At 60.4% G+C, this 23,746-nt stretch carries 26 protein-coding genes, 1 tRNA gene and 1 pseudogene; 23 read left to right on the top strand and 5 right to left on the bottom strand.

Annotated elements, in window-relative coordinates; translation table 11 throughout:
• The first annotated feature begins 50 nt into the window (after positions 1–50).
• From L1K66_RS10105 to ychF, 4 genes are all read left to right on the top strand, one after another.
• Positions 51–698 (top strand): 50S ribosomal protein L25/general stress protein Ctc, encoded by a 648-nt coding sequence (locus L1K66_RS10105; protein ID WP_252257756.1) that lies wholly within the window; start codon positions 51–53, stop codon positions 696–698.
• A gap of 96 nt (positions 699–794) precedes the next feature.
• Positions 795–1,364: an aminoacyl-tRNA hydrolase gene (gene pth / locus L1K66_RS10100; protein ID WP_252257755.1), complete on the top strand. Its 570-nt coding sequence runs from the start codon at positions 795–797 to the stop codon at positions 1,362–1,364.
• A gap of 147 nt (positions 1,365–1,511) precedes the next feature.
• The gene (locus L1K66_RS10095; RefSeq protein WP_034953986.1) at positions 1,512–1,751 is read left to right on the top strand and encodes a PEP-CTERM sorting domain-containing protein; all 240 of its coding nucleotides are present in this window, start codon (positions 1,512–1,514) and stop codon (positions 1,749–1,751) included.
• A 147-nt stretch (positions 1,752–1,898) separates the two neighbouring features.
• On the top strand, positions 1,899–2,999 hold the full coding sequence (ychF, locus tag L1K66_RS10090; RefSeq protein ID WP_252257753.1) for a redox-regulated ATPase YchF: 1,101 nt from the start codon (positions 1,899–1,901) through the stop codon (positions 2,997–2,999).
• A gap of 35 nt (positions 3,000–3,034) precedes the next feature.
• Here ychF and L1K66_RS10085 read toward each other — a convergent pair whose 3' ends face one another.
• Positions 3,035–4,075: an alpha/beta fold hydrolase gene (locus tag L1K66_RS10085; protein ID WP_252257751.1), complete on the bottom strand. Its 1,041-nt coding sequence runs from the start codon at positions 4,073–4,075 to the stop codon at positions 3,035–3,037.
• An 18-nt stretch (positions 4,076–4,093) separates the two neighbouring features.
• Positions 4,094–5,947: a DNA mismatch repair endonuclease MutL gene (gene mutL / locus L1K66_RS10080; protein ID WP_252257749.1), complete on the bottom strand. Its 1,854-nt coding sequence runs from the start codon at positions 5,945–5,947 to the stop codon at positions 4,094–4,096.
• Positions 5,948–6,159: 212 nt separating this feature from the next.
• Between mutL and L1K66_RS10075 the strand changes: the two genes are divergently transcribed.
• From L1K66_RS10075 to rodA, 5 genes are read left to right on the top strand one after another with little or no spacing between them, the layout of a single operon-like run.
• Positions 6,160–7,203: a rod shape-determining protein gene (locus tag L1K66_RS10075; RefSeq protein ID WP_034953983.1), complete on the top strand. Its 1,044-nt coding sequence runs from the start codon at positions 6,160–6,162 to the stop codon at positions 7,201–7,203.
• A gap of 55 nt (positions 7,204–7,258) precedes the next feature.
• On the top strand, positions 7,259–8,164 hold the full coding sequence (mreC, locus tag L1K66_RS10070) for a rod shape-determining protein MreC (protein WP_252257748.1): 906 nt from the start codon (positions 7,259–7,261) through the stop codon (positions 8,162–8,164).
• Positions 8,161–8,721, top strand: a complete 561-nt coding sequence (locus L1K66_RS10065) for a rod shape-determining protein MreD (RefSeq protein WP_252257747.1) — start codon at positions 8,161–8,163, stop codon at positions 8,719–8,721. Before mreC ends, L1K66_RS10065 begins: the two co-directional genes overlap by 4 nt.
• Positions 8,718–10,814, top strand: a complete 2,097-nt coding sequence (gene mrdA / locus L1K66_RS10060; protein WP_407931942.1) for a penicillin-binding protein 2 — start codon at positions 8,718–8,720, stop codon at positions 10,812–10,814. Before L1K66_RS10065 ends, mrdA begins: the two co-directional genes overlap by 4 nt.
• Positions 10,814–11,944 carry a rod shape-determining protein RodA gene (rodA, locus tag L1K66_RS10055; protein WP_252257746.1) on the top strand — a complete coding sequence of 377 codons (1,131 nt, stop codon included), beginning with the start codon at positions 10,814–10,816 and terminating at the stop codon, positions 11,942–11,944. The genes mrdA and rodA overlap by 1 nt, the downstream gene beginning before the upstream one ends.
• Before the next feature lie 9 nt (positions 11,945–11,953).
• Here the strand turns inward: rodA and L1K66_RS10050 are convergent, their stop codons facing one another.
• On the bottom strand, positions 11,954–12,664 hold the full coding sequence (locus L1K66_RS10050) for a helix-turn-helix transcriptional regulator (RefSeq protein WP_252257745.1): 711 nt from the start codon (positions 12,662–12,664) through the stop codon (positions 11,954–11,956).
• A gap of 359 nt (positions 12,665–13,023) precedes the next feature.
• On the opposite strand from L1K66_RS10050, the gene L1K66_RS10045 reads away from it, so the two are divergent.
• The 8 genes and pseudogenes from L1K66_RS10045 to L1K66_RS10010 all read left to right on the top strand — a co-directional run bounded on the left by L1K66_RS10045 (position 13,024) and on the right by L1K66_RS10010 (position 18,731).
• Positions 13,024–13,251 (top strand): MarR family transcriptional regulator, encoded by a 228-nt coding sequence (locus L1K66_RS10045; protein ID WP_252257744.1) that lies wholly within the window; start codon positions 13,024–13,026, stop codon positions 13,249–13,251.
• Between the two features lie 111 nt (positions 13,252–13,362).
• Positions 13,363–13,438, top strand: a tRNA-Lys gene (locus L1K66_RS10040).
• A 412-nt stretch (positions 13,439–13,850) separates the two neighbouring features.
• Positions 13,851–14,693 carry a GIY-YIG nuclease family protein gene (locus L1K66_RS10035; RefSeq protein WP_252257743.1) on the top strand — a complete coding sequence of 281 codons (843 nt, stop codon included), beginning with the start codon at positions 13,851–13,853 and terminating at the stop codon, positions 14,691–14,693.
• A 326-nt stretch (positions 14,694–15,019) separates the two neighbouring features.
• A pseudogene (locus L1K66_RS16495) lies at positions 15,020–15,364 on the top strand (transglycosylase SLT domain-containing protein); the annotation flags it as partial.
• A gap of 462 nt (positions 15,365–15,826) precedes the next feature.
• The gene (gene ribB, locus L1K66_RS10025) at positions 15,827–17,077 is read left to right on the top strand and encodes a 3,4-dihydroxy-2-butanone-4-phosphate synthase (protein ID WP_034954758.1); all 1,251 of its coding nucleotides are present in this window, start codon (positions 15,827–15,829) and stop codon (positions 17,075–17,077) included.
• Positions 17,078–17,083: 6 nt separating this feature from the next.
• Positions 17,084–17,506, top strand: coding sequence for a 6,7-dimethyl-8-ribityllumazine synthase (ribH, locus tag L1K66_RS10020; protein WP_252257742.1), 423 nt, complete (start codon positions 17,084–17,086; stop codon positions 17,504–17,506).
• The gene (locus L1K66_RS10015; RefSeq protein ID WP_252257741.1) at positions 17,484–17,897 is read left to right on the top strand and encodes a hypothetical protein; all 414 of its coding nucleotides are present in this window, start codon (positions 17,484–17,486) and stop codon (positions 17,895–17,897) included. Before ribH ends, L1K66_RS10015 begins: the two co-directional genes overlap by 23 nt.
• 237 nt (positions 17,898–18,134) lie before the next feature.
• Positions 18,135–18,731 (top strand): MarR family transcriptional regulator, encoded by a 597-nt coding sequence (locus L1K66_RS10010; protein WP_252257740.1) that lies wholly within the window; start codon positions 18,135–18,137, stop codon positions 18,729–18,731.
• 46 nt (positions 18,732–18,777) lie between these two features.
• Here the strand turns inward: L1K66_RS10010 and eno are convergent, their stop codons facing one another.
• A complete protein-coding gene (gene eno, locus L1K66_RS10005) occupies positions 18,778–20,067 on the bottom strand; it encodes a phosphopyruvate hydratase (protein ID WP_252257739.1) in 1,290 nt (429 codons plus the stop codon).
• A 188-nt stretch (positions 20,068–20,255) separates the two neighbouring features.
• Between eno and L1K66_RS10000 the strand changes: the two genes are divergently transcribed.
• The 6 genes from L1K66_RS10000 to L1K66_RS09975 all read left to right on the top strand — a co-directional run bounded on the left by L1K66_RS10000 (position 20,256) and on the right by L1K66_RS09975 (position 23,180).
• Positions 20,256–20,870, top strand: a complete 615-nt coding sequence (locus tag L1K66_RS10000) for a hypothetical protein (protein ID WP_252257738.1) — start codon at positions 20,256–20,258, stop codon at positions 20,868–20,870.
• 56 nt (positions 20,871–20,926) lie between these two features.
• Entirely contained in the window at positions 20,927–21,388 is a 462-nt protein-coding gene (locus tag L1K66_RS09995; protein WP_252257737.1) for a phage holin family protein, read from the top strand.
• A complete protein-coding gene (locus tag L1K66_RS09990) occupies positions 21,385–21,777 on the top strand; it encodes a hypothetical protein (protein ID WP_252257736.1) in 393 nt (130 codons plus the stop codon). Before L1K66_RS09995 ends, L1K66_RS09990 begins: the two co-directional genes overlap by 4 nt.
• Complete coding sequence (locus L1K66_RS09985; RefSeq protein ID WP_252257735.1) at positions 21,767–22,345, top strand: hypothetical protein; 579 nt, start codon at positions 21,767–21,769, stop codon at positions 22,343–22,345. Before L1K66_RS09990 ends, L1K66_RS09985 begins: the two co-directional genes overlap by 11 nt.
• A gap of 92 nt (positions 22,346–22,437) precedes the next feature.
• The gene (locus L1K66_RS09980; protein WP_252257734.1) at positions 22,438–22,668 is read left to right on the top strand and encodes a DUF4170 domain-containing protein; all 231 of its coding nucleotides are present in this window, start codon (positions 22,438–22,440) and stop codon (positions 22,666–22,668) included.
• A gap of 23 nt (positions 22,669–22,691) precedes the next feature.
• On the top strand, positions 22,692–23,180 hold the full coding sequence (locus L1K66_RS09975; RefSeq protein ID WP_252257732.1) for a GNAT family N-acetyltransferase: 489 nt from the start codon (positions 22,692–22,694) through the stop codon (positions 23,178–23,180).
• Between the two features lie 19 nt (positions 23,181–23,199).
• Here the strand turns inward: L1K66_RS09975 and greA are convergent, their stop codons facing one another.
• Positions 23,200–23,676, bottom strand: a complete 477-nt coding sequence (gene greA, locus L1K66_RS09970; protein WP_252257731.1) for a transcription elongation factor GreA — start codon at positions 23,674–23,676, stop codon at positions 23,200–23,202.
• Positions 23,677–23,746: the final 70 nt, after the last annotated feature.

The following is a 23,746-nucleotide window of genomic DNA, read 5'->3' as shown; positions in this document are numbered from 1 at the left end:
GGCGGCGCGCCGCAAAACACTCTCTAACACGCTTTCGAAAGGCAAATGCAATGAGCGACACTCTCACTTTGCCGGCCGAACGCCGCGAACGGGCAGGCAAGGGAGCCTCCCGAGCACTTCGCCGCGAAGGTCGGATTCCCGCAGTCATCTACGGTGGCAAGGAAGAACCCACGACGATCCACGTCGAGGAAAAGGAACTGGTCCGTCAGCTGATGACCGGCCACTTCATGAACTCGATCGTCAACATCGAAGTGGGTGGCGAAACGATCCGCACCCTTCCCAAGGATGTCGCGCTGCATCCCGTGACCGATCGCCCGACGCATGCGGACTTCTTCCGCCTGTCGAAGGATGCAAAGGTCGACGTTTCGGTTCCCGTGATCTTCATCAACGAAGAAAAGTCGCCCGGCCTCAAGAAGGGCGGCGTTCTCAACGTGGTGCGTCACGAACTCGAACTGGTTTGCGCTGCAGACAAGATTCCGGGCGAAATCGAAATCGACGTGACCGGCAAGGATGTCGGCGATTCGATCCACATCAGCGAAGTGAACCTGCCCGAAGGCAGCGCCAGCGCGATTACCGATCGCGACTTCACCATCTCTACGCTCGTTGCTCCGTCCTCGCTCAAGAAGAGCGAAGGCGACACCAGCACCGAAGCTGCTGATGAAGCTGTAGCAACCGAAGAGGAAGGCGGCGAGGACTGATCCTCCACCCCCTTTGATGTTCGAAATCACCAAGGCACCGGGCTGGGAAACCAGTCCGGTGTTTTGTTTTGGAATTCCCGCCGCTACAGCGCGCTCATGCAGATCTGGACTGGCCTAGGAAATCCCGGACCGCGCTATGCGCTGCACCGGCACAACGTCGGCTTCATGGCGCTCGACGTGATTGCCGACATGCATGGCTTTGGCCCGGTGCAGAAGAAGTTTTCCGGCTGGGTGCAGGAAGGCCGGATCGGGTCCAGCAAAGTGCTGCTGCTGAAACCCGCGACTTTCATGAATGAAAGCGGAAGGGCGGTCGGCGAGGCGCTGCGGTTCTACAAGCTCGATCCCTCTGCGCTCACGGTTTTCCATGACGAGCTCGACCTCGCCCCGTTCAAGGTGAAGGTGAAGCAGGGCGGTGGAACTGCGGGGCACAACGGGCTGAAATCGATCGACCGGCACATCGGGCCTGAATTCCGCCGGGTGCGCATCGGCATCGGCCACCCGGGCCACAAGGATCGCGTCACCGGCCATGTGCTGGGCAACTACGCCAAGGACGAACAGGATGATCTCGCCACCATGCTCGGCGCAATCGCGGCAGAATCGGAATGGCTGGCCGCAGGCGACGATGCCCGATTCATGAGCGACATTGCCCTGAGGATGCAGGATTGATCACGCAAAACAGGGTTAACGCGGCGCTAACCTGAGCCAGAATGGGACATGCTGGCAATCCCGACTGCACGCAACAAGGCTTTGATATACAGTCAAATTGTGAGGGCGTCAGTCTACTGCCCAAAATCAATTTAAGGGTCTCAATCAATGCGTTCCATCAATTTCGTTCACGCGCTCATCGTGATAGCCGCAATCGGTATCGCGGCGGCTCCGGTTCACGCGCTGAAGCCTCCGCCGCAGGAGCCGCCGATCAGCAGCAGCTCGGGCGGGTCGTCGGGTGGTTCTTCTGGCGGCACTCCGGTGCCTGAACCTTCCAGCATGATGCTGTTCGGTGCGGGCGCAGCCGCTTTCATGCTGACCAAGCGTCGGCGCAAGCAAGCCGCCTGATCGCCACATACGGCAAATGAGTCTTCGAAGGGCGCGTTCCGTTATGCGGGACGCGCCCTTTCCCGTTGGCGTGCACCCTCTGGCCAATTGCGACAGGCGGCGCTAAGGCGCGGCTCTTTCTCAACGCTTTCACGAAAGAGTAGCCCAATGGGTTTCCGCTGCGGGATCGTGGGCCTGCCCAATGTCGGCAAGTCCACTCTGTTCAACGCCCTTACCGAAACGCAGGCCGCGCAGGCCGCGAACTATCCGTTTTGCACGATCGAGCCGAATGTCGGCCAGGTCGCCGTCCCTGACGAGCGGCTCGACAAGATCGCCGCCATCGCGGGCAGCGCGAAGGTGATCGAAACCCAGCTTGCCTTCGTCGATATCGCCGGGCTGGTCAAAGGCGCGAGCAAGGGCGAAGGTCTGGGCAACCAGTTCCTCGGCAACATCCGCGAAGTGGACGCCATCGTCCATGTGCTGCGCTGTTTCGAGGATGACGACATCCAGCACGTCGCCAACAAGGTCGATCCGATCGCGGACGCCGAAGTGGTCGAGACCGAGCTGATGCTGTCCGATCTCGAAAGCCTCGAAAAGCGGGTGGCAAACGCGGCCAAGCGCGCCACCGCCGGGGACAAGGAAGCCAAGATCATGGCATCGGTGCTGGGTCAGGCGCTCGAACTGCTCAAGGACGGTAAGCCCGCCCGCTTGACAGAGCCCAAGGATGACGAGGAAGCGCGCGTCTTGAAGCAGGCGCAATTGCTCACCGCCAAGCCGGTGCTCTACGTCTGCAACGTGGCCGAAGACGAAGCCGCGACCGGCAACGCCCTGTCAGAAGCCGTCTTCGCCAAGGCCGAAGCCGAAGGCGCGCAGGCTGTGGTGGTATCTGCCGCGATCGAGGCCGAACTGGTTGGCATGCCGCCTGAAGACCGCGCTGAATATCTGGAGTCGCTTGGTCTTGCCGAAAGCGGCCTCGCCCGCGTGATCCGCGCCGGATACAAGCTGCTGGGCCTCAAAACCTTCTTCACCGCCGGCCCCAAAGAAGCGCGCGCATGGACCTTCCCCGATGGCGCCAAGGCTCCGCAAGCGGCAGGCGAGATCCACACCGATTTCGAACGCGGATTCATCCGCGCCGAAACCATCGCCTATGAGGACTACGTTACTCTCGGCGGCGAAGCGGGCGCGAAGGAAGCAGGCAAACTGCGGCAGGAAGGCAAGGAATACGTCGTACAGGACGGCGACGTGCTGCTGTTCAAGTTCAACGTCTAGGCAAATCAGCGCCCTCGCGCCTTAACCGGCAGGGTTTATTCCTTCTGCGCATCAACCGCTGCGAAGACGTCCATCACCGCGGCCGCAATCTCGGCGGGCACTTCCTCCTGCAGGAAATGTCCTGCCGTGGTTTCGGTGACGGGCGCATCGGGGAAATTGGCCCGCATCAGGTCCAGCCTGCTGCCCAGGATCGGGTCCGCCATGCCCCAGACTATCCGCACGGGCAGATCAAGCGTTGCTACATAGCTTTCGATCTCGCGCATCTGGGTGGCGCTGGGATGATCGGGGCCGTCCGCAACCATCCGCATCATGGCCAGCGGTGCCTTGATGTTCCCGTCATCGCGCAATGGCTGGCCATAGAGTTGCAAGACATCGGTCGGCATTGAATCCGGATCACCTTGAGCACCCGGCAGACGGTCGAAGATCGAACCGAATGTTTCCAGCATGAACTCGCCCATTACGGGCGTTTTCACCGCAGCGTGCGCGGCAGAAATGTCGCCCTTTTCGGTGGGGGCGTTGAAGCCGGTGTTCATCACAACCGCCCCCGAAATGACACCCGGATTGCGCCCAAGCGCGCCCATGCCGATAGGCCCGCCCCAATCCTGACCGACATAGATCGCCTGTCCCAGATCGAGCTGCTCGATCAGTTTGGCCGTCCAGCGCAGGTGATTTTCAAGTCTGTGTTCGCTGGCCGGAACCTTGCTGGAAAAGCCAAGCCCGACGAGTGTCGGCATGATGATCCGGAACTGGTCCTTTGGCAGGACGTCGGCCACCTTGCGATAAAGGAAGCCCGAAGTCGGATTGCCGTGCTGCATGTAGACAGGGTAGCCCTCGCCGACTTCCAGCACGTGCATCTTTATGCCCGGCTCCACCTCGACAAGATAGCTTTTGTAATCCGGCCCGATCATTGCCTGCGCATAATCGGGTAGAGGAAAGCCTTCGAACTCGCCTGATGCGGTGGTGACAGTGCCCGCGCCTTTGGGTGTCACCGGTGAACCATCGCGAGTGGCATAGATTGCCAATACGGCGGCCCCGACGATCAAAACCGCAATCACGCCAAGGACAATCTTCTTCATGGCACCCCTTTCGCGGGCCTAATGCCGCCCGAACAGCTTTTCGACGTCTTCCATGCTTAGCTTCACCCAGGTCGGGCGCCCGTGATTGCACTGGCCTGATCGCGGAGTTGCTTCCATTTCGCGCAGCAGGGCGTTCATTTCGGCGACGCTGAGCGCCCGCCCTGCCCTGACCGATCCGTGACAGGCCATGGTCGCGAGAACATATTCGAGCCGTTCGGCAAGCAACAGCGATCCGCTATCGTCCTGCTTGCCGTGCTTGGCAATATCGTCGGCAAGGTCGCGCAACAGCTTGTTCGTGTCGGCCTTGGCAATCGCGCTTGGCACGGCGCGCACCAGCATCGCGGAAGGGCCAAACCGTTCGACCTGCAACCCGTAACGCGCCAGCCCCTCCGCCGCGTCCTCCAGACGATCGCAATCGGCTTCGTCCATTTCCACCACATCAGGGACGAGCAATGCCTGAGAGCGGGTAACAGCCTCCTCCGCCCCTGCCCGCTTCAACCGCTCGAGAACCAGTCGCTCGTGCGCGGCGTGCTGATCGACCAGCACAAGTCCGTCGGCACTTTCCGCGACGATATAGGTGTTGGCGACCTGCCCGCGCGCGATGCCCAGCGGATATTGAACAGCATCTTGCGGCAGAGGCGCTGCTTCCTCGGCTCGGCCCGAAGGAAGCGCGGGAGAGGGTGTGCTTGGCGCGGGTGCATTCCAAGCCGGTCGCGGTTCGCCAAATGTTGCTGATGGCGCGGGCTGCGCGGCCCAATCACGTCCTTCGAAGATCGAGCGCATGGCGGCGGGTTGCTCCGCAACAGGCTCCGCCTGCCAGCGCGCCATTGCGCCCCTGTCCGGCCCCTGCGCGCTGCGCCTGTCGCCGGTTGCCAGCGCCTGACGAAGTCCGCTGACGATAAAGCCGCGCACCCCTGCGCTGTCGCGAAAGCGCACCTCGGTCTTCGCCGGGTGGACGTTCACATCGACATCCTGCGGCGGGATGTCGAGGAACAGCGCCAGCACCGCGTGCCGATCGCGCGCCAGCATGTCGGCATAGGCCCCGCGCACCGCCCCCGTCAGCAGCTTGTCACGCACCGGGCGGCCGTTGACGAACAGATACTGGTGATCGGCAACCCCGCGATTGTAGGTCGGCAGACCCGCCAGCCCCGTCAGCCGCATCAGCCCGTGCGGGGTTTCGCGGGCGAGATCAATTTCGACGGCATTATCCTTCAATTCGCGCGCGACGATCTGCGAAACGCGGGTGGACAGCGCCTCGTCGCTTTGCGTCGAAAGCCCCTTGCGGGTTTTGCCCTCCGCCCCGTTTTCCAGCGTGAAGGCAATATCGGGCCGCGCCATCGCCAGTCGCCGGACGATATCGAGGCAGGCGATGTATTCGCTGCGTGGAGTGCGAAGGAACTTGCGGCGCGCGGGCACCTTGGCAAAGATCTGCTCCACCCTCACCCGCGTCCCATGCGGCACGGCAGCCGGTCCGTCCTCGACCAGTTGACCGTGATCGACCACCCGGCGCCACCCGTCCGCAGCGCCCGCCACCCGGCTTTCCAGCGTCAGGCGCGCCACGCTGGCAATCGACGGCAGCGCCTCGCCCCGAAATCCCAGCGTCGTCACCATCTCGATCGCATCATCGGGCAGTTTCGATGTGGCATGCCGTTCCAACGCCAGCGCCATGTCATCCGCGCTCATGCCGCAACCATCGTCGGTGACTTCGAGCCGGGTCAGCCCGCCGTCGACAAGAGCGACAGCGATTCGCCGTGCGCCCGCGTCGATCGCGTTCTCGACCAGCTCTTTCAGCGCGGCAGCTGGCCGTTCCACCACCTCTCCGGCGGCGATACGGTTCACAAGCTCGTTGGGAAGGCGGCGAATTTGGGCCATTTGTCGCATGCTAGCCCTCACACGCCGCAAATTCGAGGGGAGCGGGGGAAAATCTCCCCTTCAGTCAACAAAAATTTTAGCAATTGCGTCAAGGTTTCGCTAGGCGCATTGGGTCTTGTCAATTTTGGGATCGGTTGCGGACACCCTGCCCCTTGCGGGTTTCCCCTCACAGGCTTCCGCCACGGCTGCTCCCGGCTACGGAAAACGATAAAATGAGCTTCTGGAACAACCTGTTCAAATTCGGTTCGCAAAACATGGCCATCGATCTGGGGACGGCCAACACGCTGGTCTATGTCCAGGATCAGGGCATCGTCCTCAACGAACCGTCCGTTGTCGCAATCGAGACGATCAACGGGATCAAGCGCGTCAAGGCCGTGGGCGATGATGCGAAGATGATGATGGGCAAGACTCCGGACAGCATCGAAGCCATCCGCCCGCTGCGCGATGGCGTGATCGCCGACATCGAAATTGCGGAAGAAATGATCAAGCACTTCATCCGCAAGGTGCACGGCAAGCGCAACCTGTTCCGCTATCCCGAAATCGTGATCTGCGTTCCCTCAGGCTCGACCTCGGTTGAAAAGCGCGCAATCCGCGACGCGGCTTCGAACGCGGGTGCATCGGAAGTTCACCTGATTCTTGAACCCATGGCGGCAGCAATCGGGGCTGACATGCCCGTGACCGAGCCGGTGGGCAGCATGGTCGTGGATATCGGCGGCGGCACCACCGAAGTTGCGGTTTTGAGCCTGCGCGGCCTCGCCTACACCACATCGGTTCGCACCGGGGGTGACAAGATGGACGAAGCCATCGTCAGCTATGTCCGCCGCCACCACAACCTCTTGATCGGCGATTCCACTGCCGAACGGATCAAGAAGGACTATGGCATCGCGATGGTTCCCGAAGACGGCGTGGGCGAAACCATCACGCTGAAAGGCCGCGATCTTGTGAATGGCGTGCCTAAGGAAATCACGATCAATCAGGCGCACGTCGCCGAGGCGCTGTCCGAACCGATCGGCGCCATCGTAGAAGGTGTCCGGATCGCGCTTGAAAACACCGCACCCGAACTGGCGGCGGATATCGTCGATCAGGGTATCGTGCTTACCGGTGGTGGCGCGTTGATCCGCCGCCTCGATGAACATCTGCGCGAAGAAACCGGCCTGCCGGTATCCATCGCCGAAGATCCGTTGACCTGCGTTGCCATCGGCACCGGCCGGGCAATGGAAGATCCGGTCTACCGCGGCGTTCTGATGACTGCATAAGTGCAATTCCACGCAGCCGCTGCGGGGGAGATGAAGACAAGGGAAATATCAGGCCATGGCGCCGCCATCATCGCGTCGATCGGGCTTTTCGAAGAAGCAGCAATATTCGGTCTTCACCGGGTATCTGCTGGCTACGCTCGGTGCGCTGGCGGGGCTTGGCCTGCTGGCGATATCTCTGTGGCAGCCAGCGACGTTTCAACCCCTTCGTGGAGCCGCGACCGATGCTGTCAGCCCGGTCGGTGAAGCCACCGGAACCGTGCGCGGCGAAAGCCAGGGCATTCTTGCAAGCATCGCAGGATACTGGCGCGCCGCTAGCAAGAATGCCGAATTGCGCCGCGAAGTCGAACTTGCCCGCATCCGGCTTGCCGAAGCGCAAGCGGTTGAAACCGAAAACCGGCGGCTGAAGGCTTTGCTGGGTCTTGCCAGCGAGACCACCAAGCCCGTCGCATCGGCGCGGCTCGTCGGATCCAGTGCGACCAGCGCACGGCGGTTTGCCTATATCGGGGTCGGCAAGAATGACGGCGTCGAAATCGGTATGCCGGTGCATTCCGAACGCGGCGTGATCGGGCGGGTGCTCGAAACTTCGCGCTTTTCCTCACGCGTACTCTTGTTGACCGATAGCGAAAGCGTGCTCCCTGTTCGCCGGGCAAAGGATCAGACCGTTGCCTTTGCCGAAGGGCGCGGCGATGGAATGCTGCGCATCCGGCTGATCAACCTCGGCCTAAACCCGCTTGAAGTCGGCGACGTCTTCGTCACGAGCGGTGCAGGCGGATATTACCGCCCCGGTGTTGCTGTCGCCGTGTTGAGCGAAAAGACCGCCGATGGCGGCATCGCGCGCCTGATCGCAGAGCCGGCGGCGACAAATTTCGTCGTGGTCGAACCTATTTACGAACCGCTGGCGGTGCAGGCATCCGAAGTGCGCGCACGCGACGAACTGAGCGATGCGGAGCTTGAGGATTGATTGATCGCCTCGCCCCGCCGACACAGCGCCGGGCCTATGGTCGCGGTGGCATCAACCGCGTCGAGTCACCTTGGCGCGCGCTGTCGGTTCCCTATGTTTCGATCATGCTCGGATCGCTTCTGCCATTCCTGCTGATGGCCGACGTGATGCCGCTCGTGCCGCCACTGGGCTATCTGATGTTCCTTGTCTGGCGCATGATGCGGCCCGGCCTCTTGCCGCTGTGGGCGGGCGCTCCGCTCGGGGCATTTGACGACCTGTTCAGCGGGCAGCCCTTCGGCAGCGCCATTCTGCTATGGTCGGCGACCATGATCGTGCTGGAAATCATCGAAACCCGGTTCCCATGGTGGGGCTTCTGGCAGGACTGGTTCACCGCCGGTCTAGGCATTGTGCTCTATATCATCGCAGCCATGCTGGCGACTGGCGCAAACCTGACCTCGCATCTGTTGATCGCGGCAATTCCGCAGATTGTTCTCGCGGTTCTGCTGTATCCGCTGTTCGCCCGCTTCGTCGCCTGGCTTGACCGGTTCCGCCTTTCGCGCACGCGGAGGATCGGGTGAAGCGGTTCTTCAAGTTGAAAACCGGCGTGCAAAGGCGTGGACCGCTGGTCAACGCGTCAACGCTCAAGAACACGTTTGACCGGCGCGCCTTTGTCGTCGGTGCGGTGCAGTATGGTGTCGGCATATTGCTGGCCGGACGAATGGCCTATCTCGCTATTGCCGAGAACGAGAAATACCGGCTGGAATCCGAAAGCAACCGGGTCAACCTCACGCTGATCCCGCCTCGCCGTGGATGGATACTTGATCGCAACGGCGCACCGCTTGCCTCGAACCGCGCCGACTTCCGGGTCGACATCATTCCCGATCGCCTGACCGATCCCGATGCGATGATCGACCAGATCGGGGAATTGCTGGAGCTGGAGGCGGATCGGATCGCCGACCTCAAGACCGAGGTTGCAAACGCGCGCGGGTTTGCCCCTGTCGAAGTAGCCAGCGGCCTGAATTACGAGCAGTTCGCCGCGCTCAGCGTACGCCTGCCTGACATGCAGGGTGTCGTCCCCCAGCGCGGCTTTTCGCGCTACTACCCTACCGCATCATCTGTCGGGCATCTGATCGGCTATGTCGGCCCGGCATCGGCCGAGGAATACGAAAAGGATCGCAACCCGATCCTGATCACACCGGGCTACAAGATCGGCAAGGACGGGCTGGAAAAGCAGTTTGAACAGGAACTGCGCGGTGTACCCGGAGCGCGCCGGGTGGAAGTGACGGCGGGCGGACGCATCGTGCGCGATCTCGAAACGCGCGAGGATATCCAGGGCGATCCGGTGAGGCTTACCATCGACGGACCGCTTCAGGATTACGCCGCGCGCCGCATCGGCCTCGAAAGCGGGTCCGTGGTGGTGATGGACTGCGCCACGGGCGACCTTCTGTGCATGGCCTCCATGCCCAGCTTCGATCCGAACAGCTTTTCGGATGGCATCGGCAGCGTCGAATACGCGATGCTACGAGACGACCAGCGCGTGCCGCTGCGCAACAAGGTGCTGAAAGGGCTGTATCCACCCGGCTCAACGGTAAAGCCGATGCATTGCATGGCCTTCCTGAAAGAAGGTGTGCGCCCGGAAGAAACCATCGTGTGCGGCGGCGGACGCCGGATCGGCAACCGCTTTTTCCGCTGTCACTCCAATCACGGCGTCGTCAACATGGACAAGGCGATTGCCCAAAGTTGCGACAGCTATTTCTACCATTTCGCGCAGCAGGTCGGTTTCGACAAGGTCGCCGAGATGGCGAAATACCTCGGCATGGGGCAGGAATTCGATCTGCCCGTGACCAGCCAGTTTTATGGCACCGTCCCCAGCTCCGATTGGAAATTCAACAAGTTCGGGCGCGAATGGCAACCGTTCGATACGGTCAACGCCTCCATCGGACAGGGATACTACCTCGCCAGCCCGCTGCAATTGGCGGTGATGAGCACCAGGCTGGCCACCGGTCGGCATGTCGAACCGCGCCTGACGCTGGACACACCGCCGCGCGGGTTCGATCAGGTCGATTTCCCGGAAGACCAGGTGCAGTTCATCCGACAGTCGATGAGCAATGTCGTCAATGGCGCTGGCACGGCGCGGCGCGCGGCGCTGCCCTTCCCTGACATCCAGATTGCCGGGAAGACCGGGACAGCTCAGGTCGTGTCCCTGAGCATTTCCGATGGTCGCAGCGGCCCTTGGAAATACCGCGATCACGGCCTGTTCGTGTTCTTCGCCCCATTTGACAAACCGCGCTACGCCGGCGCTGTCGTGATCGAACATGGCGGCGGATCAGGCGCGGCCTATCCGATTGCGCGCGACGTAATGACCTTCATGTTCGATCCGGCCAAGGGGCTGGAGGCGCTGCGCGCTCTCGAGCAGCAATGGGGAGGCACAGCGCAGGAACGGCTGGAGAAGCGCTACGCCGCCTATGCAGCCGAACGGGGCGCAGCTGTCACTCCGCCCCCGCGACGCGACGAGGAGATATTCGACCGGGTCGAGGCCGAAGCAAGGCTTGATGCGGCGCGGACACAGGAAATCGGCGAAGAATTTGTCGAGCCGCGCGAAAATCAGGCCGCGTCCGGCTCCCCGCCGCCCGATGCCTATAATGCCGCTGCGCAGGCGGAGGCGCAGTGATGCAACGCGAACGAACCGGTATAGTCCCAGAACCGATCGCGCGGCAGCCGTGGTCGATGCTGATCCCGCTGTTCATGCTGGTCGCGTTTGGCGCGGCGGTTCTGTACTCCGCCGCTGGCGGATCGATGCAGCCCTTCGCTGCGTCGCATCTTATCCGCTTTAGCGTCTTCATGATCATGGCTGCGGTCATCGCGAGCCTGCCGCGCGAATTCGTGCGGTTTATGACTTATCCTGCCTATATCGTTGTTCTAGTTATGCTAATGGCCGTTGAGGCTATGGGTGCACTACGCGGTGGTAGCCAGCGCTGGCTCGATCTCGGTTTCATGGTGCTGCAACCATCCGAACTGATGAAGCCGGTAATTGTCGTGACGCTGGCGCAGTTCTATTCGACCTTGCCTGTCGGGCTGATCACCGGATGGCGGGCACTGGTGCTGCCGGGTGCGCTCGTCGGGCTGCCCATGGCGCTGGTGTTGCTGCAACCTGATCTCGGTACGGCGTTGGCCATCGGTTTCGGTGGAGCAGTCGTCATGCTGCTGGCCGGCTTGCCTTTGCGCTGGTTCATCGGCGGGGGTGTTGCGGCAGTCGCAGCTGCGCCGCTGATCTTCTATTTCGGCCTGCAGGAATACCAGCAACGCCGCGTAATGACGATGTTCGATCCGGAAGCCGACGCCTTGGGCGCGGGCTATCACATCACCCAGTCCAAGATCGCGATCGGATCAGGCGGTGTGTTCGGCAAAGGCTTCAACAACGGGTCGCAAAGCCACCTGCAGTATCTTCCCGAACCGCACACCGATTTCGTCTTCGCCACCATGGCCGAGGAATGGGGCCTTGTCGGCGGCCTGTTCGTGCTTGCGGTGTTCAGCATCATCCTGCGCTGGGGCATGCGGGTCGCCCGGGAATCCAGAGACCGGTTTGCCAGCCTTCTTGCCGCCGGTATGACCGCAACCATTTTCTTCTATGTGGCAGTTAACCTGTTGATGGTCATGGGTTTTGCTCCGGTGGTTGGTATTCCACTTCCGTTTATGAGCCACGGCGGATCGTCGATGATGACGAACATGATCTGCATCGGCGCACTGATGATGGTGAACCGCTGGAACCGGAACGCACCGCGAGGCGGGCTGAGCGGTTGATCAGGCCGGTCAGATCTTGACCAGACCCAACTTGAGCCCCTTGACGACGGCCCCGACCCGGTCGGTCACTTCGAGCTTGGCGTAGATCCGTTTGGAGTAGGTCTTCACCGTATCCGGCGACAGGTCGAGGATAGTCGCAATCGAGTTGTTCGATTTGCCGCGCGCCTGCCAAGTGAGCACCTCCGCTTCGCGCTCTGACAGCAAGGGCCCGCCATATTTGTATTCGACGATGATCGAGATCCGCTGGTGCGCGGCTTGCGCCATGCTGCGGATCAGTCCGACTGCCTCGGGATCAACTTCGTCGACATGGCGCAGGAAATCAAAGGCCGCATAAGCGTCCCGCCCATTCCGGCCGTAAAGCGGGAGGCCAAAGCCATGCAGCAGGCCGAATTCGCGCATCCGCTCGAAACAGGTTTCCTGCTCGGGCGTGTTGGGCTTCCAGCCCATTGCATCCTGCCATGTCATCAGCGCCCCGAACTCCATGACGCGATCGGGGATCGGATCGAGCAGTCGGAAGCCCTGTTCATCATACAGGGCGAGCCACTCGGGATCATAGCCGTGGGAGAACACGCTGGTCGCCACCGAAGCGGCGTTCTCGAACTGCGGCTTCACGTAATAGCTCATGCGGGCAACGCCCGATGAAATCGCCAAGTCTCGCAGATAGGTGAGGACGGCACCGATATCGACGAGCGTCTCTATGCGATCGTAATGGCTTTGCATGACGTCATGATACCATTGAACTTGCAGAAATATACGTCACCCAAGTGGGCGACTTTATCTTCTCCACCCCTCCGATCCATATGGTTAACACGCTTTGAGGAGCGAGGGTCACCGGGTCGCATTGCCGGTCTTGCTCAAAGGGCAACTGGCTGTCCCAAGTCCTGTCGGCAGGTGCAATTACCTGGCTGCGCGCACCTGTCGACAGGCATCAGCTTCCTTGAGCAAGACCCTGATTTATAGGGATAGTGATGCGAAATTTTCGGGATGCGACCAAAGCGTCGCTTGCCAGCTTGCTTACGCGAATACGCGGCAAGAACCCAGAAGGCGTCCGAGACACCACACTCGCATCTCCGATTGTCATGGCGATCCACCAACGTGAACAACATGGGCTCCAGACCCGGCTCGCCGAATTGCATAGGATCACAGGCCAGACACAGCCCGAAGCCTTCAGCGCGTTAGCCAAGTTGGAGCGGATTGGCATTGTCGAGATCGAGCCAGACCACACCAACCGCTTCGATTCAGTGGTGGCGTTGACCGAAGATGCGCGCTGGCGCCTCGCACGCGATTCCGGCAGTCAGGTGCCATAGCGTTCGGATAAGGCTTTTCATCTGCAAAAGGCACGCTATACGCAGCGCCTCACCTGATTCGTGGCCTCGAGTTTTCGGTCCAATCCGGTGTCCCGATGTAGAAATCGGCATGGACGCATAGCTCAGTTGGTAGAGCAGCTGACTCTTAATCAGCGGGTCCTAGGTTCGAACCCTAGTGCGTCCACCACATTTTTCCGATAATTCAGCCCCTTACCTCCTCTCAGCATGCTCGAGTGTGGGGGATTGCCCTATTATAGCCTTACTGTGGGGAGTCAGTGTGGGGACGCAACTTGTCATAAATTACTGTAAGTTGGGTCTGAATGACTTCCCATTACAAGGGATAGTAATTCTATTTCGAAAATGGGCTTGGATCCGCTGATTGCAAACATCAGACCCTATTCGCCTCGCGATCCTCTACTCATTATGATGAAACGCACGAGCATTTGAAACATATTGAAAATTCCATCGCTTGCCTTTCTTACAGCGCATGGATTAGTCATAATGGTGAACAATAGGAGTGCGCGGGTTTGGTAGATGGGCAGACTGTAAGGTTGTTTCTAGTAGACGACATTCCAACAGGAATTGTTACGGCGGAAATCATGAACTGGACCGGCCACATCCTTGTGACGCCAAGGTCTAAACTCGCCGAGGCTCTGAAGCGCGATGAACCAAAGCGTGCCGGCGTTTATATTCTTGAGGGTGACGATCCTGGAACGCCCGGAAAGGCCTTGGTCTACATTGGCGAAGGCGACAATATCGGTGAACGCCTGAAAGCTCATGCCAAGGACCCGAACAAGGAATTTTGGGACCGCGCATTTCTGATAACCTCGAAGGATCCAAACCTTACAAAGTCTCACGTACGATACCTTGAGAACCGTTTGGTCCAAATCGCAACCGCGGTGCAGCGGGCGTCTATCGCGAACGGAAACGAGCCACAACCTAAAGCTCTTCCAGAGTCAGACGCCGCCGATATGGAATTCTTCCTTTCTCGGCTTCAAATCGTTCTACCAGTGGTCGGGTTGAATGCATTGCGGCCAAAACCCAAGGCTAAAGCTGCCAGCTCTTCTGCAACTGAAACCGGCGTTAGCGATGATAATCTTGAGTTGACTCTTGAGAGCAAAAAATATGGCCTAGAGGCAACAGCCGTCGAAGCAAACAATGAAGTAACCGTACTAGCCGGCTCGTCGGCCAACAAGAAGGCAGACTACGCCGTAAATATGTATTCTAGCATTAGAGATTCGTTGGTGGCTGACGGATCACTGGCAGAGAAATCCGATGACTTATTGATTTTCACAAAGGATGTGACCTTCAACAGCCCGAGTGCTGCCGCGGCCGTGATATATAACAGGAACGCGAATGGTCGAACCTCGTGGCGCATCAAAGGCACGTCGATGACGCTTAAAGATTGGCAAGATAAGCAACTCGACAGCGTTGCAACGTAGCTGCGCCAAGCCACACTCGTCAGTTTAGTCACAAGGTGTGGGGACCCGCTGGCTTAGTGTGGGGACTTAGTGTGGGGACTCTCCAGTCAATTCTGGTCCGCTCAGTCCATCCTGACCGCTTTAAAATTCCGGTAAATTTCTGAGTTATCGGTATTCTTTGGGTTATTCTAAACTTGGACGGGTAACTCTTAATCAGCGGGTCCTAGGTTCGAGCCCTAGTGCGTCCACCACCCTTATACCGATCTTAACCATCATCGTGGCCAAACACCTGAAAAATCGTGTTTTCTGAAGAAAAGCGTTAACCCCGCTCCCCTACACCGGCCGCAATGGCGCGGCTGTTTGCCCTCTTCGGTATGGCCCTTGCGACGCTCCTTCTGACGGGCGGCGCCCCTGTGTATGCGCAATCGATGGAGCTGACGGCTCGCTATTCCACCGAATTCTCACGGGAGCATCAGGTGAAGCTCGCCATCCGGCAAGCATCGGATCGCACCGGGGTCGATTACCATTACCTCTTGGCCAAGGCGCAGATCGAATCCGGACTCAATCCGCAAGCAAAGGCGCGAAATTCCAGCGCAACCGGCCTGTTCCAGTTCATTGAGCGAACCTGGCTCGCCAATCTGGAAAGCAATGGCGAGAGCCTCGGCATTTCAGAGCATGTCCGCAAGTCTCGTCAGGCCCGCCTGGAACTGCGCGAAGACCCGCAGATCGCCGCTTTGATGGCGGCAGCCTATGCGCTGGAGAATGGCAAGCGACTGAGGCGGACACTGGGACGCGAGGCCAGTCATGCGGAGCTGTACCTTGCCCATTTCCTTGGCACGGGAGGCGCCGTGCGCTTTCTGTCCGAATGGCGCCGCAATCCCGAACGGGCGGCGGCATCCCTTTTCCCGCGCGAGGCCCGGGCAAACCGTCCGATCTTCTACAACGCCAACGGCTCGCCCCGCTCACTCGACGCCATCCGGAACCACATCCAAGCCAAGCTTGATAGCGCGATCCGGATCGCCGAAGACAAGGATGACCGGGCTGAAATGAGAGATATCGGACCCTCCATCGGATCGATCACGACGCCGGTTGAAGCGGGTGAAAGCGACACCGCCCAAGCTTGCAATCACATTTCAATGTGCTACACGCCAGGGATGGACACATCGATCATCACACGCGTCCGCAATCTTGTCGAGAGCGGAGAAATGACCAAGGCGGGCCTTGCCCGGGCTGCGGGACTGCATGCCAATACGCTGCGCGACGCGAGCGAGCCTGACTGGAACCCGACCGCGGAAACCCTTGCCAAGCTTGAAGCCTTTCTTGACGCCAATGACGACCGCCCGGTGCTGGTCGGGATCGAGGAGATCATCGACGAAGCGCGCAACGGCCGGATGTACATCCTTGTCGATGACGAAGATCGCGAAAACGAGGGCGATCTGATCATTCCGGCGCAAATGGCTACTCCGGCCGCGATCAACTTCATGGCGACGCACGGGCGGGGGCTCATCTGCCTCGCGCTGGACCGTGCACGCGTGGATGCCCTTGGCCTTGAGCCGATGAGCCGCAACAACAAGGAAAGCATGCAAACCGCCTTCACGATCTCGATCGAGGCGAAGGAAGGCGTGACCACAGGCATTTCCGCGGCAGACCGGGCGCGCACCGTGTCCGTGGCAATTGACGCCACCAAAGGGCCTGATGACATTGTGACGCCTGGCCATGTTTTCCCCCTTGCCGCCCGCGATGGCGGCACTCTGGTGCGCGCCGGCCATACCGAGGCTGCGGTGGACATTTCGCGCCTTGCTGGCCTCAATCCCAGCGGCGTGATTTGCGAGATCATGAATGAGGACGGGACGATGGCCCGCCTGGACGATCTGGTCGCGTTTGCGCGCAAGCATGATTTGAAGATCGGGACGATCCGCGATCTTATCGCCTATCGCATGCGCAACGATCACCTTGTCGAACGACTGGGCGAACGCAGTTTCGAGAGCGACTACGGGGGCCAATGGCGCCTGATCACCTATCGTGACAAGATTTCTAATAATGAGGCATATGTCCTTCAGAAAGGGCATATTTCCCCAGAATCACCCACCCTCGCCCGCGTTCACCCGATTTCAGTGTTCGACGATGTCCTTGGTGCGCCCGGGCCACGCAAGCGGACCTTGCAGCGCGCAATGGGTGCAATCGGCGATCACGGTTCTGGCGTGATCGTGATCCTTACCCAACGCGTCGGTTCCAGCGGGGAATGGAGCCAGGACGAGGAAATCCGCAACATCGGCATCGGTTCGCAGATCCTTGCCGATCTTGGCGTTCACGACATGGTGCTGCTATCGAACTCGCGACCCGACCTGGTGGCACTCGATGGCTACGGCATCTCGATCACCGACTTCAAACCGATCCCGGAGTAATTCCTGATGGCGAAATTCCTGATTGTCGAGGCGCGCTTCTACGCCTCGCTCAACGACATGCTTGTGTCTGGCGCCAAGGCAGCGCTCGAAGCCGCAGGTCACGAAGCCGAAGTGCTGACCGTCCCTGGTGCGCTGGAAATCCCCGGTGCCATCGTGCTTGCTGCAGAAAGCGGTGACTATGATGGCTTCGTGGCAATCGGCGTCGTCATCCGCGGGGAAACCTACCACTTCGAGATTGTCGCAGGAGAAAGCGCGCGTGCGATCATGGCATTGACCATGGACGGGATCGCTATCGGCAACGGCATTCTCACGGTCGAGAATGAAGCGCAGGCAATCGTCCGCGCCGACCCGGCCCAAAAGGACAAGGGTGGCGAAGCAGCCAAGGCCGCGATTGCGCTGCTGGATATTGCTGCAAGGTTCGATCGCTGACGGTATCCTGAACCTGTTCCGTGCCAGATCGGGACGCCAACCTTTGGCGCGCCCTAAACTACGTATTTCCACGGATACAGTTCTTCATAAGGCCCGACTATCAGACCAATCGGTAAGTAACATTCCTGAAATCTCCGGGTCGCGTTGGGGCGGGAAAAAAGTGAAAAACACAAGAACGAGCGACAGGCTCGAACTGTCCGATTGTGAGCGCGTCCTTGAGATGACGCTGTGCAGGCTTGATCGCTTGGGCGCCGGCATTGCCGCGATCCATGTGGATGCGGCAATTCAGCAATTGCGAGAAAACATTCGTCTCATCGAAGAGGCTGAGGGCCAGTTCGATTTCGATCCCGATCTGATTTGCGCATTCAAGGTGCAACGAATGATCCATTGATTGCCGCAAGACCGTTCTGTCACCGTCTAAATCCGCGACTAAGGGATTGAACCTAGAAGGTTTCCCTTAATGTGCAGCACTACCCCCCTCACCTAGAAGGGTCTGGGGCGCAGGCAGCGGTTGCAAAGCTGCTGGTCAGGGGCGCCCTATGCTGGAGGGCGAATTGTTTTTGCGCGGTTCAGAGCTTCAACCGACCCCTTTGCGGGCAGCACCACCCGCTGATTTCCGGGCCGAACCATGAAAGAGGTCAAGGGCAACCGTATCTTGTCAGGCATCGCTCTTGCTTCAAGCGAGGCTGCCCCGTCTGAGACGCACGATCTCGGCCTTCTTGCCGACGAATTGTTCGCGATCGCGAACGAACTGCGTCGACGTGACAGGATTGGCTCAGATGGGAAGGGACCCATCAATCTTGAGAAACCCTCCGGCTGGCCCAAAGCAACAGCCAGGTTTGCGGCAATCCCGCAGGGTCCATCAGTTCAAGAGCAAAACCGCGCCGCTTTTGCAGCCGCAGCCCGCCACACCTATGCAAGGCGGCGTACGAGAGCATCAATTTTCGGCAATGGCGACATCTTCGGCGAACCGGCCTGGGATATATTGCTCGATCTCTACATCGCCCATGCCGAGAAAAAGCCGGTTTCTGTGTCGAGCGCCTGCATCGGCTCTGCCGCCCCTCCGACGACGGGCCTGCGCTGGCTGGGTGTTCTCGCCGATATCGGACTTGTCATGCGCGAGCATGACAAGGAAGACCAACGCCGGGTTCTGGTGCGGCTGACCGAACGCGCCGTTGCCGCCATGGACGAATATTTCGCCAATGCGCTGAACGCTGCGCCCTAGCCTGTTGCCTTAGCTGTCCGGCTTGATCGTCTGTCCCCACTGTCGATCAGCCGGGCAGTGAACCGAAGCATCCCTTGCCCGCATAGACCGCACTGTCGCCCAGTTCTTCCTCGATACGGATCAGCTGGTTGTACTTTGCAAGCCGATCTGATCGCGCGAGCGAACCTGTCTTGATCTGACCGCAATTGGTGGCAACCGCCAGATCGGCGATAGTCGCGTCCTCGGTTTCGCCCGAACGGTGACTCATCACGCTGGTGTAGCGTGCGCGGGTCGCCATATCGACTGCGGCCAGCGTTTCGGTGAGCGTGCCGATCTGGTTGACCTTCACCAGCAGAGAATTGGCAAGGCCCCGCGCGATACCATCGGATAGGCGGACCGGATTGGTCACGAACAGGTCGTCACCCACCAACTGGACGCGATTGCCGATCAACTGCGTCACCGCGCCCCAACCTTCGAAATCGTCCTCGCTCATGCCGTCCTCGATCGACTTGATCGGGTAATCGTCGCACAGCTTGGCCAGATATTCCGCCATTTCCGCACCTGTAAGGCTGAGGCCTTCGCCCGAAATTTCGTATTTGCCATCGCGATAGAATTCGGTCGCCGCGCAATCGAGCGCGAGCACGATGTCTTCGCCCGGCTTGAAACCGGCTTCCTCGATCGAAGACATGATGAAATCGAGCGCCGCACGCGTGCTGGCAAGGTTGGGGGCAAAGCCACCCTCGTCCCCGACACTGGTGGCAAGCCCCTTTGCCGCAAGACCCTTCTTGAGCGTGTGGAACACTTCCGAACCCCAACGGACCGCTTCGGCGATGCTGTCTGCACCCACGGGCATGATCATGAATTCCTGGATGTCGATCGGATTGTCCGCATGTTCACCACCGTTGATGATGTTCATCATCGGAACCGGAAGGACATGCGCCGAAACCCCTCCGAGATAGGAATAGAGCGGCAGACCGCGCGCGTTGGCTGCGGCCTTTGCCACGGCCATGCTCACGCCAAGGATCGCGTTGGCCCCCAGCCTTCCCTTGTTCGCCGTTCCGTCGAGAGCGATCAGCGACAGGTCAATGTCGCGCTGGTCCTCGGCATCGAAGGCGCCGATCAGCAGATCGCGAATTTCGCTGTTCACCGCCTCGACCGCCTTGAGCACGCCTTTGCCCTTGTACCGGGCGGCATCTCCATCGCGCAGTTCCACAGCCTCGTGCGCACCGGTGGAAGCGCCGGACGGCACAGCGGCACGCCCGAAACTCCCATCGTCGAGCAGAACATCGACTTCGACGGTCGGATTGCCCCGGCTGTCGAGAATTTCGCGGCCATGGATGTCAATGATGGTGGTCATGGTTGGCTCCGGACGGAAAGTGTTGTATATGAATAAGACACCCGGAGTTATCTCGATTCCGGGTATCGAACGCTTGCCCGCGCACCCCTATTCCCCGGAACAAGCCGGCGCAAGCGACGTAGAGAATTATGTGGCTACACAGCGCTTTCGCACTGGCAAAGCGCATGAATGGAGGGCAAATACGCACCATGGCAGAGACAAAAACCACCAAGACCCCCGCGAAGTCATCGACCAAGGGCGCGACGACGCGTTCATCCGGCGCCAAGAAGGCCGCTCCGAAGAAAACCGGCGCGAGCGCGAACAAGCCCGATGAAGCGACCGCAACCGGCACTGCGGAAGCAAAGAGCCGCTTCAACGCAGCGCTCGAAGAGGCAAAGGCCGGTGCTGCTGCGCTGCGGGCCGAGGCCGGCAACCGTGCGGGTGAATATCGCGAACAGGCCAAGAGCCGCGGAGACGATTTGATGAACGAAGCAAAAGTGTACGGCGAGAAAGCCAAGACCCGCGCAGGCGAGCTTGCCACCGAAGGCAAGTCGGCAGCGAGCGATGCCTTGTCCTCGCTCGGCAAGGTCGTGGGTGACACCGCCAGCCAGATCGATGAACGTTTCGGCGAACAGTACGGCGACTATGCCCGTTCGGCATCGCGCAGCCTTGCTGAAACTTCGGCCAAGCTGGAAGCGAAGAGCGTCGAGGAACTCGGCGAAGATGCCCGCGAAATGGTCCGCAAGAGCCCGGCAGTGGCCGTTGGCATTGCAGCGGTTGCAGGATTCCTGCTGGCACGCCTGTTCCGCGGATCGCGCGACTAGGATCGGCTCCGTCGGAATGACCGACGGGACCGGCTGGAACGGGACGGGGGCATTTGATGGATGATCAGAACCGGCAAGATGGCGCTGGGCAGGAAGACGCTGTCCTGCCCGATGCCCCGGCTGACATCCATGCCCCGGCCGACGATACAGCCGCAACGCCAGAGGATGATTTCGACGATTCGCTGATGGGAGAAATCGGCGCGCTGATCGACGACGGGCGCACCTATGCCGAAGCCGAAATCGCGTTTCAGAAAACCCGGGCAAAACTGGCCGGTCGCACAATCGGTGTCGCGGCAGGCAGTCTCGTCCTCGCCATTATCCTGCTGCACATTGCCCTGCTCGCGCTCGCCGTGGGTCTGGTCATCGCGCTGGCGCCCTTGGTGACGATCTGGGGTGCGATCGCCATCGTGGTCGGAGGTTTGCTTGCCGGAATGGCGTTCTTCGTCTGGGTGGCGGCAAAAAGCGGCTCGAAAGTGTCCGGGCTGTTTGCCGCATCATCATCGGATAATGCATCATGAGCCCGCTTGAGCAGCAGTTCATTGAAGACCGTGCCCTGCGCGATGCCGCAAAGGCCGTGTTGCTGGCCGATATCGAGCATGCCCGCACAAACCTGACCGCTAAGGGATTCGCTGACCGGGTCGGCGGCCGCATCGGTGACGGGGCAAAGGACGTTTTCGAAGCCGCCAAGGCGCAGGCCGAAGACAATCGCGGCATCCTCGCCGTACTGATCGGCGCGGTGCTCTTGTGGCTAGCGCGCGAACCGATCATGGAATTGCTCGGCCTTGCGGACTTGGCGGAGGATGCCGACATCGAGCAAGGAGCAGCGTCGTCGGATGGATTGCCCGAGGTAGACATACCCCCCCAGACTTCGGCAGCAATGCCGAGTGGAGATGACAATGAGCAGTGACCTCACCCCTACCCCGCGCGACGAATTGCGCGCCCGGATCGAAGCGAGCGAACGTCGCATTGCGCAACGAACGCTCGCAGACCAGGCACAGGAAGCCGCCGAAGCCGCAGTCGAATACACCCGCAAGAACCCGCTTTCCGTGATTGCGGGAGCCGTCGCTGTCGGCCTCGTAGTCGGGGCGATGACCAGCCCCGGTCGCCGCGTCGTCCGCACGGCAGCAACCGGCGCGGCCAGTGCGGCCAGCGCGGTTGGCGGCACAGTATCCGGCGCTGCGAAAGGCGTTGGCGATGCCGCGAAGAAGCGGGGATCGGCTATCGGCGCGCTCGTCACCGATGCTGTTGTGGCTTACGGGATCAAGCTGATCGACGAGGCTCTGGACGGAGCGCGCGCCGGTCAGGACAAGTTCGAGGATATTTCCGACAGCGCCACTGCAAAGGCACGGGAACTACGCCGCGACGCCGCCTATTACGCGGGGACCGCGAGCGACAAGGGACGCGCCGTTACCCAGCGCACCCGCAGGCGTGCCGAACGGGCCGTGCGTGATCTGACGGACCGGATCAGGAACTGATCGCCGGTCAGCCGGGCCTTGGACCTTGCCAGATACGCGCGCTTCGCTAAAGCGCGCGCATCAACAGGCAAACCTCCCCAGGGATATTGATCATGGAAGAAACCACCCCCGCCCAGCGGCTCCACCTTGTCATGGGTGGACGCGTCAAGGATCCGCGCGGCCACGAATTCGCCGATCCCGAAAGCATCCACGTCGTCGGCGTTTACAGCACGTATGACGCGGCAGTCGACGCATGGCGCGCGCAGGCGCAGCGCACCGTCGACGATGCCGAAATGAAATACGTCGTCGTCCACATCCACAAGCTGCTGACGCCCGACGCCTAAGCTGCGCTTGGGCCGGAGCCTGCATGGCCTATTCCATCCGCCTGTATCGCGACAGCGACGCGGAACAGTTGTCGCAAATCGCGCTGGCGGCGATCACGGCGATCGGCTCACACGCTTATACGCCGGAACAGGTCCGCGCATGGTCTGGCCGACATGGCGGTGCGCAGATGTACCGCCGACGGGCAGCAGAAGGCCACATTATCTTTGTTGCGGTTGACAGTGATGATGTGGCCGTGGCCTACGCGCTGCTGGAGCCGGACTGGCATCTCGACAGGCTTTACAACCATCCCGACCATTCCCGACGCGGCCTTGCTTCACAGCTTCTCGCACAAGCAGAGCGCCATGCGCGGGCGGCGGGACTAACCCGGCTTTTTACCGAAGCGAGCGAACTGGCCCGGCCAGCGTTCGAACGCGCCGGTTACGCTGTGCAACATCGCAGAGATTTCGAAATCGAACACGACGGTACAGCCGTCGCGATCCATAATTACGCGATGGAAAAGCTCCTTTCCTGAGGAGCTTTTCCTCGGTTTCTCAGATGAATTCGATCTTTTCGACGAGATAGAACTTGTCGCCCGACGGGACAGTCACCTCGATCTCATCATCAACCTGCTTGCCGATCATGGCGCGTGCCAGAGGCGACGAATAGGAAATGCGCCCCTTTGAAGCATCAGCCTCGGTCTCGCCGACGATCTGATACTTCACCGGCTTGTCGTCTTCGTCGAGCAGGGTCACGGTGGCGCCAAAAATGATCTTGTCGCCCGAAAGCGACTTGGGATCGATGATCTGGGCGCGGCTGATCTTGCCTTCGAGATCGCCAATCAGAGCCTCGACCTGGCCCTGACGCTCCTTGGCCGCGTGGTATTCGGCGTTTTCCGACAGATCGCCATGCGCCCGAGCTTCCTCGATCGCATCGACAATCCGAGGGCGTTCCTCGCGCAGCGCCTTGAGGTCGGCGGTCAACCGCTCATACCCTTCGGCCAGCATCGGAACCTTTTCCATCGTCGCCATCCCCGTTTCTTTCTTTGTCTGTGCCCGCCCCGAAATCTCAATTCAGTGATTTCGACTGTGACCGCTTCGA

This window comes from Erythrobacter aurantius, assembly GCF_023823125.1.
Classification (GTDB): Bacteria; Pseudomonadota; Alphaproteobacteria; order Sphingomonadales; family Sphingomonadaceae; genus Erythrobacter; species Erythrobacter aurantius.
The sequence above is the reverse complement of the archived record's forward strand: the minus strand, read 5'-3'. Positions and strand labels throughout refer to the sequence as shown.

Bases quoted from the DNA above. Each gene is read 5' to 3' on its own strand.
- ychF (WP_252257753.1), top strand. From the start codon at position 1,899: ATGGGTTTCCGCTGCGGGATCGTGGGCCTGCCCAATGTCGGCAAGTCC.
- L1K66_RS10050 (WP_252257745.1), bottom strand. From the start codon at position 12,664: ATGCAAAGCCATTACGATCGCATAGAGACGCTCGTCGATATCGGTGCC.
- mutL (WP_252257749.1), bottom strand. From the start codon at position 5,947: ATGGCCCAAATTCGCCGCCTTCCCAACGAGCTTGTGAACCGTATCGCC.
- L1K66_RS10075 (WP_034953983.1), top strand. From the start codon at position 6,160: ATGAGCTTCTGGAACAACCTGTTCAAATTCGGTTCGCAAAACATGGCC.
- L1K66_RS09995 (WP_252257737.1), top strand. From the start codon at position 20,927: ATGGATGATCAGAACCGGCAAGATGGCGCTGGGCAGGAAGACGCTGTC.
- L1K66_RS09975 (WP_252257732.1), top strand. From the start codon at position 22,692: ATGGCCTATTCCATCCGCCTGTATCGCGACAGCGACGCGGAACAGTTG.
- L1K66_RS10085 (WP_252257751.1), bottom strand. From the start codon at position 4,075: ATGAAGAAGATTGTCCTTGGCGTGATTGCGGTTTTGATCGTCGGGGCC.
- L1K66_RS09980 (WP_252257734.1), top strand. From the start codon at position 22,438: ATGGAAGAAACCACCCCCGCCCAGCGGCTCCACCTTGTCATGGGTGGA.
- greA (WP_252257731.1), bottom strand. From the start codon at position 23,676: ATGGCGACGATGGAAAAGGTTCCGATGCTGGCCGAAGGGTATGAGCGG.
- L1K66_RS10105 (WP_252257756.1), top strand. From the start codon at position 51: ATGAGCGACACTCTCACTTTGCCGGCCGAACGCCGCGAACGGGCAGGC.
- L1K66_RS10045 (WP_252257744.1), top strand. From the start codon at position 13,024: ATGGCGATCCACCAACGTGAACAACATGGGCTCCAGACCCGGCTCGCC.
- ribB (WP_034954758.1), top strand. From the start codon at position 15,827: ATGGACACATCGATCATCACACGCGTCCGCAATCTTGTCGAGAGCGGA.
- L1K66_RS09985 (WP_252257735.1), top strand. From the start codon at position 21,767: ATGAGCAGTGACCTCACCCCTACCCCGCGCGACGAATTGCGCGCCCGG.
- mreC (WP_252257748.1), top strand. From the start codon at position 7,259: ATGGCGCCGCCATCATCGCGTCGATCGGGCTTTTCGAAGAAGCAGCAA.
- L1K66_RS10010 (WP_252257740.1), top strand. From the start codon at position 18,135: ATGAAAGAGGTCAAGGGCAACCGTATCTTGTCAGGCATCGCTCTTGCT.
- ribH (WP_252257742.1), top strand. From the start codon at position 17,084: ATGGCGAAATTCCTGATTGTCGAGGCGCGCTTCTACGCCTCGCTCAAC.
- rodA (WP_252257746.1), top strand. From the start codon at position 10,814: ATGCAACGCGAACGAACCGGTATAGTCCCAGAACCGATCGCGCGGCAG.
- L1K66_RS09990 (WP_252257736.1), top strand. From the start codon at position 21,385: ATGAGCCCGCTTGAGCAGCAGTTCATTGAAGACCGTGCCCTGCGCGAT.
- L1K66_RS10035 (WP_252257743.1), top strand. From the start codon at position 13,851: ATGAACTGGACCGGCCACATCCTTGTGACGCCAAGGTCTAAACTCGCC.
- pth (WP_252257755.1), top strand. From the start codon at position 795: ATGCAGATCTGGACTGGCCTAGGAAATCCCGGACCGCGCTATGCGCTG.
- L1K66_RS10095 (WP_034953986.1), top strand. From the start codon at position 1,512: ATGCGTTCCATCAATTTCGTTCACGCGCTCATCGTGATAGCCGCAATC.
- L1K66_RS10000 (WP_252257738.1), top strand. From the start codon at position 20,256: ATGGCAGAGACAAAAACCACCAAGACCCCCGCGAAGTCATCGACCAAG.
- eno (WP_252257739.1), bottom strand. From the start codon at position 20,067: ATGACCACCATCATTGACATCCATGGCCGCGAAATTCTCGACAGCCGG.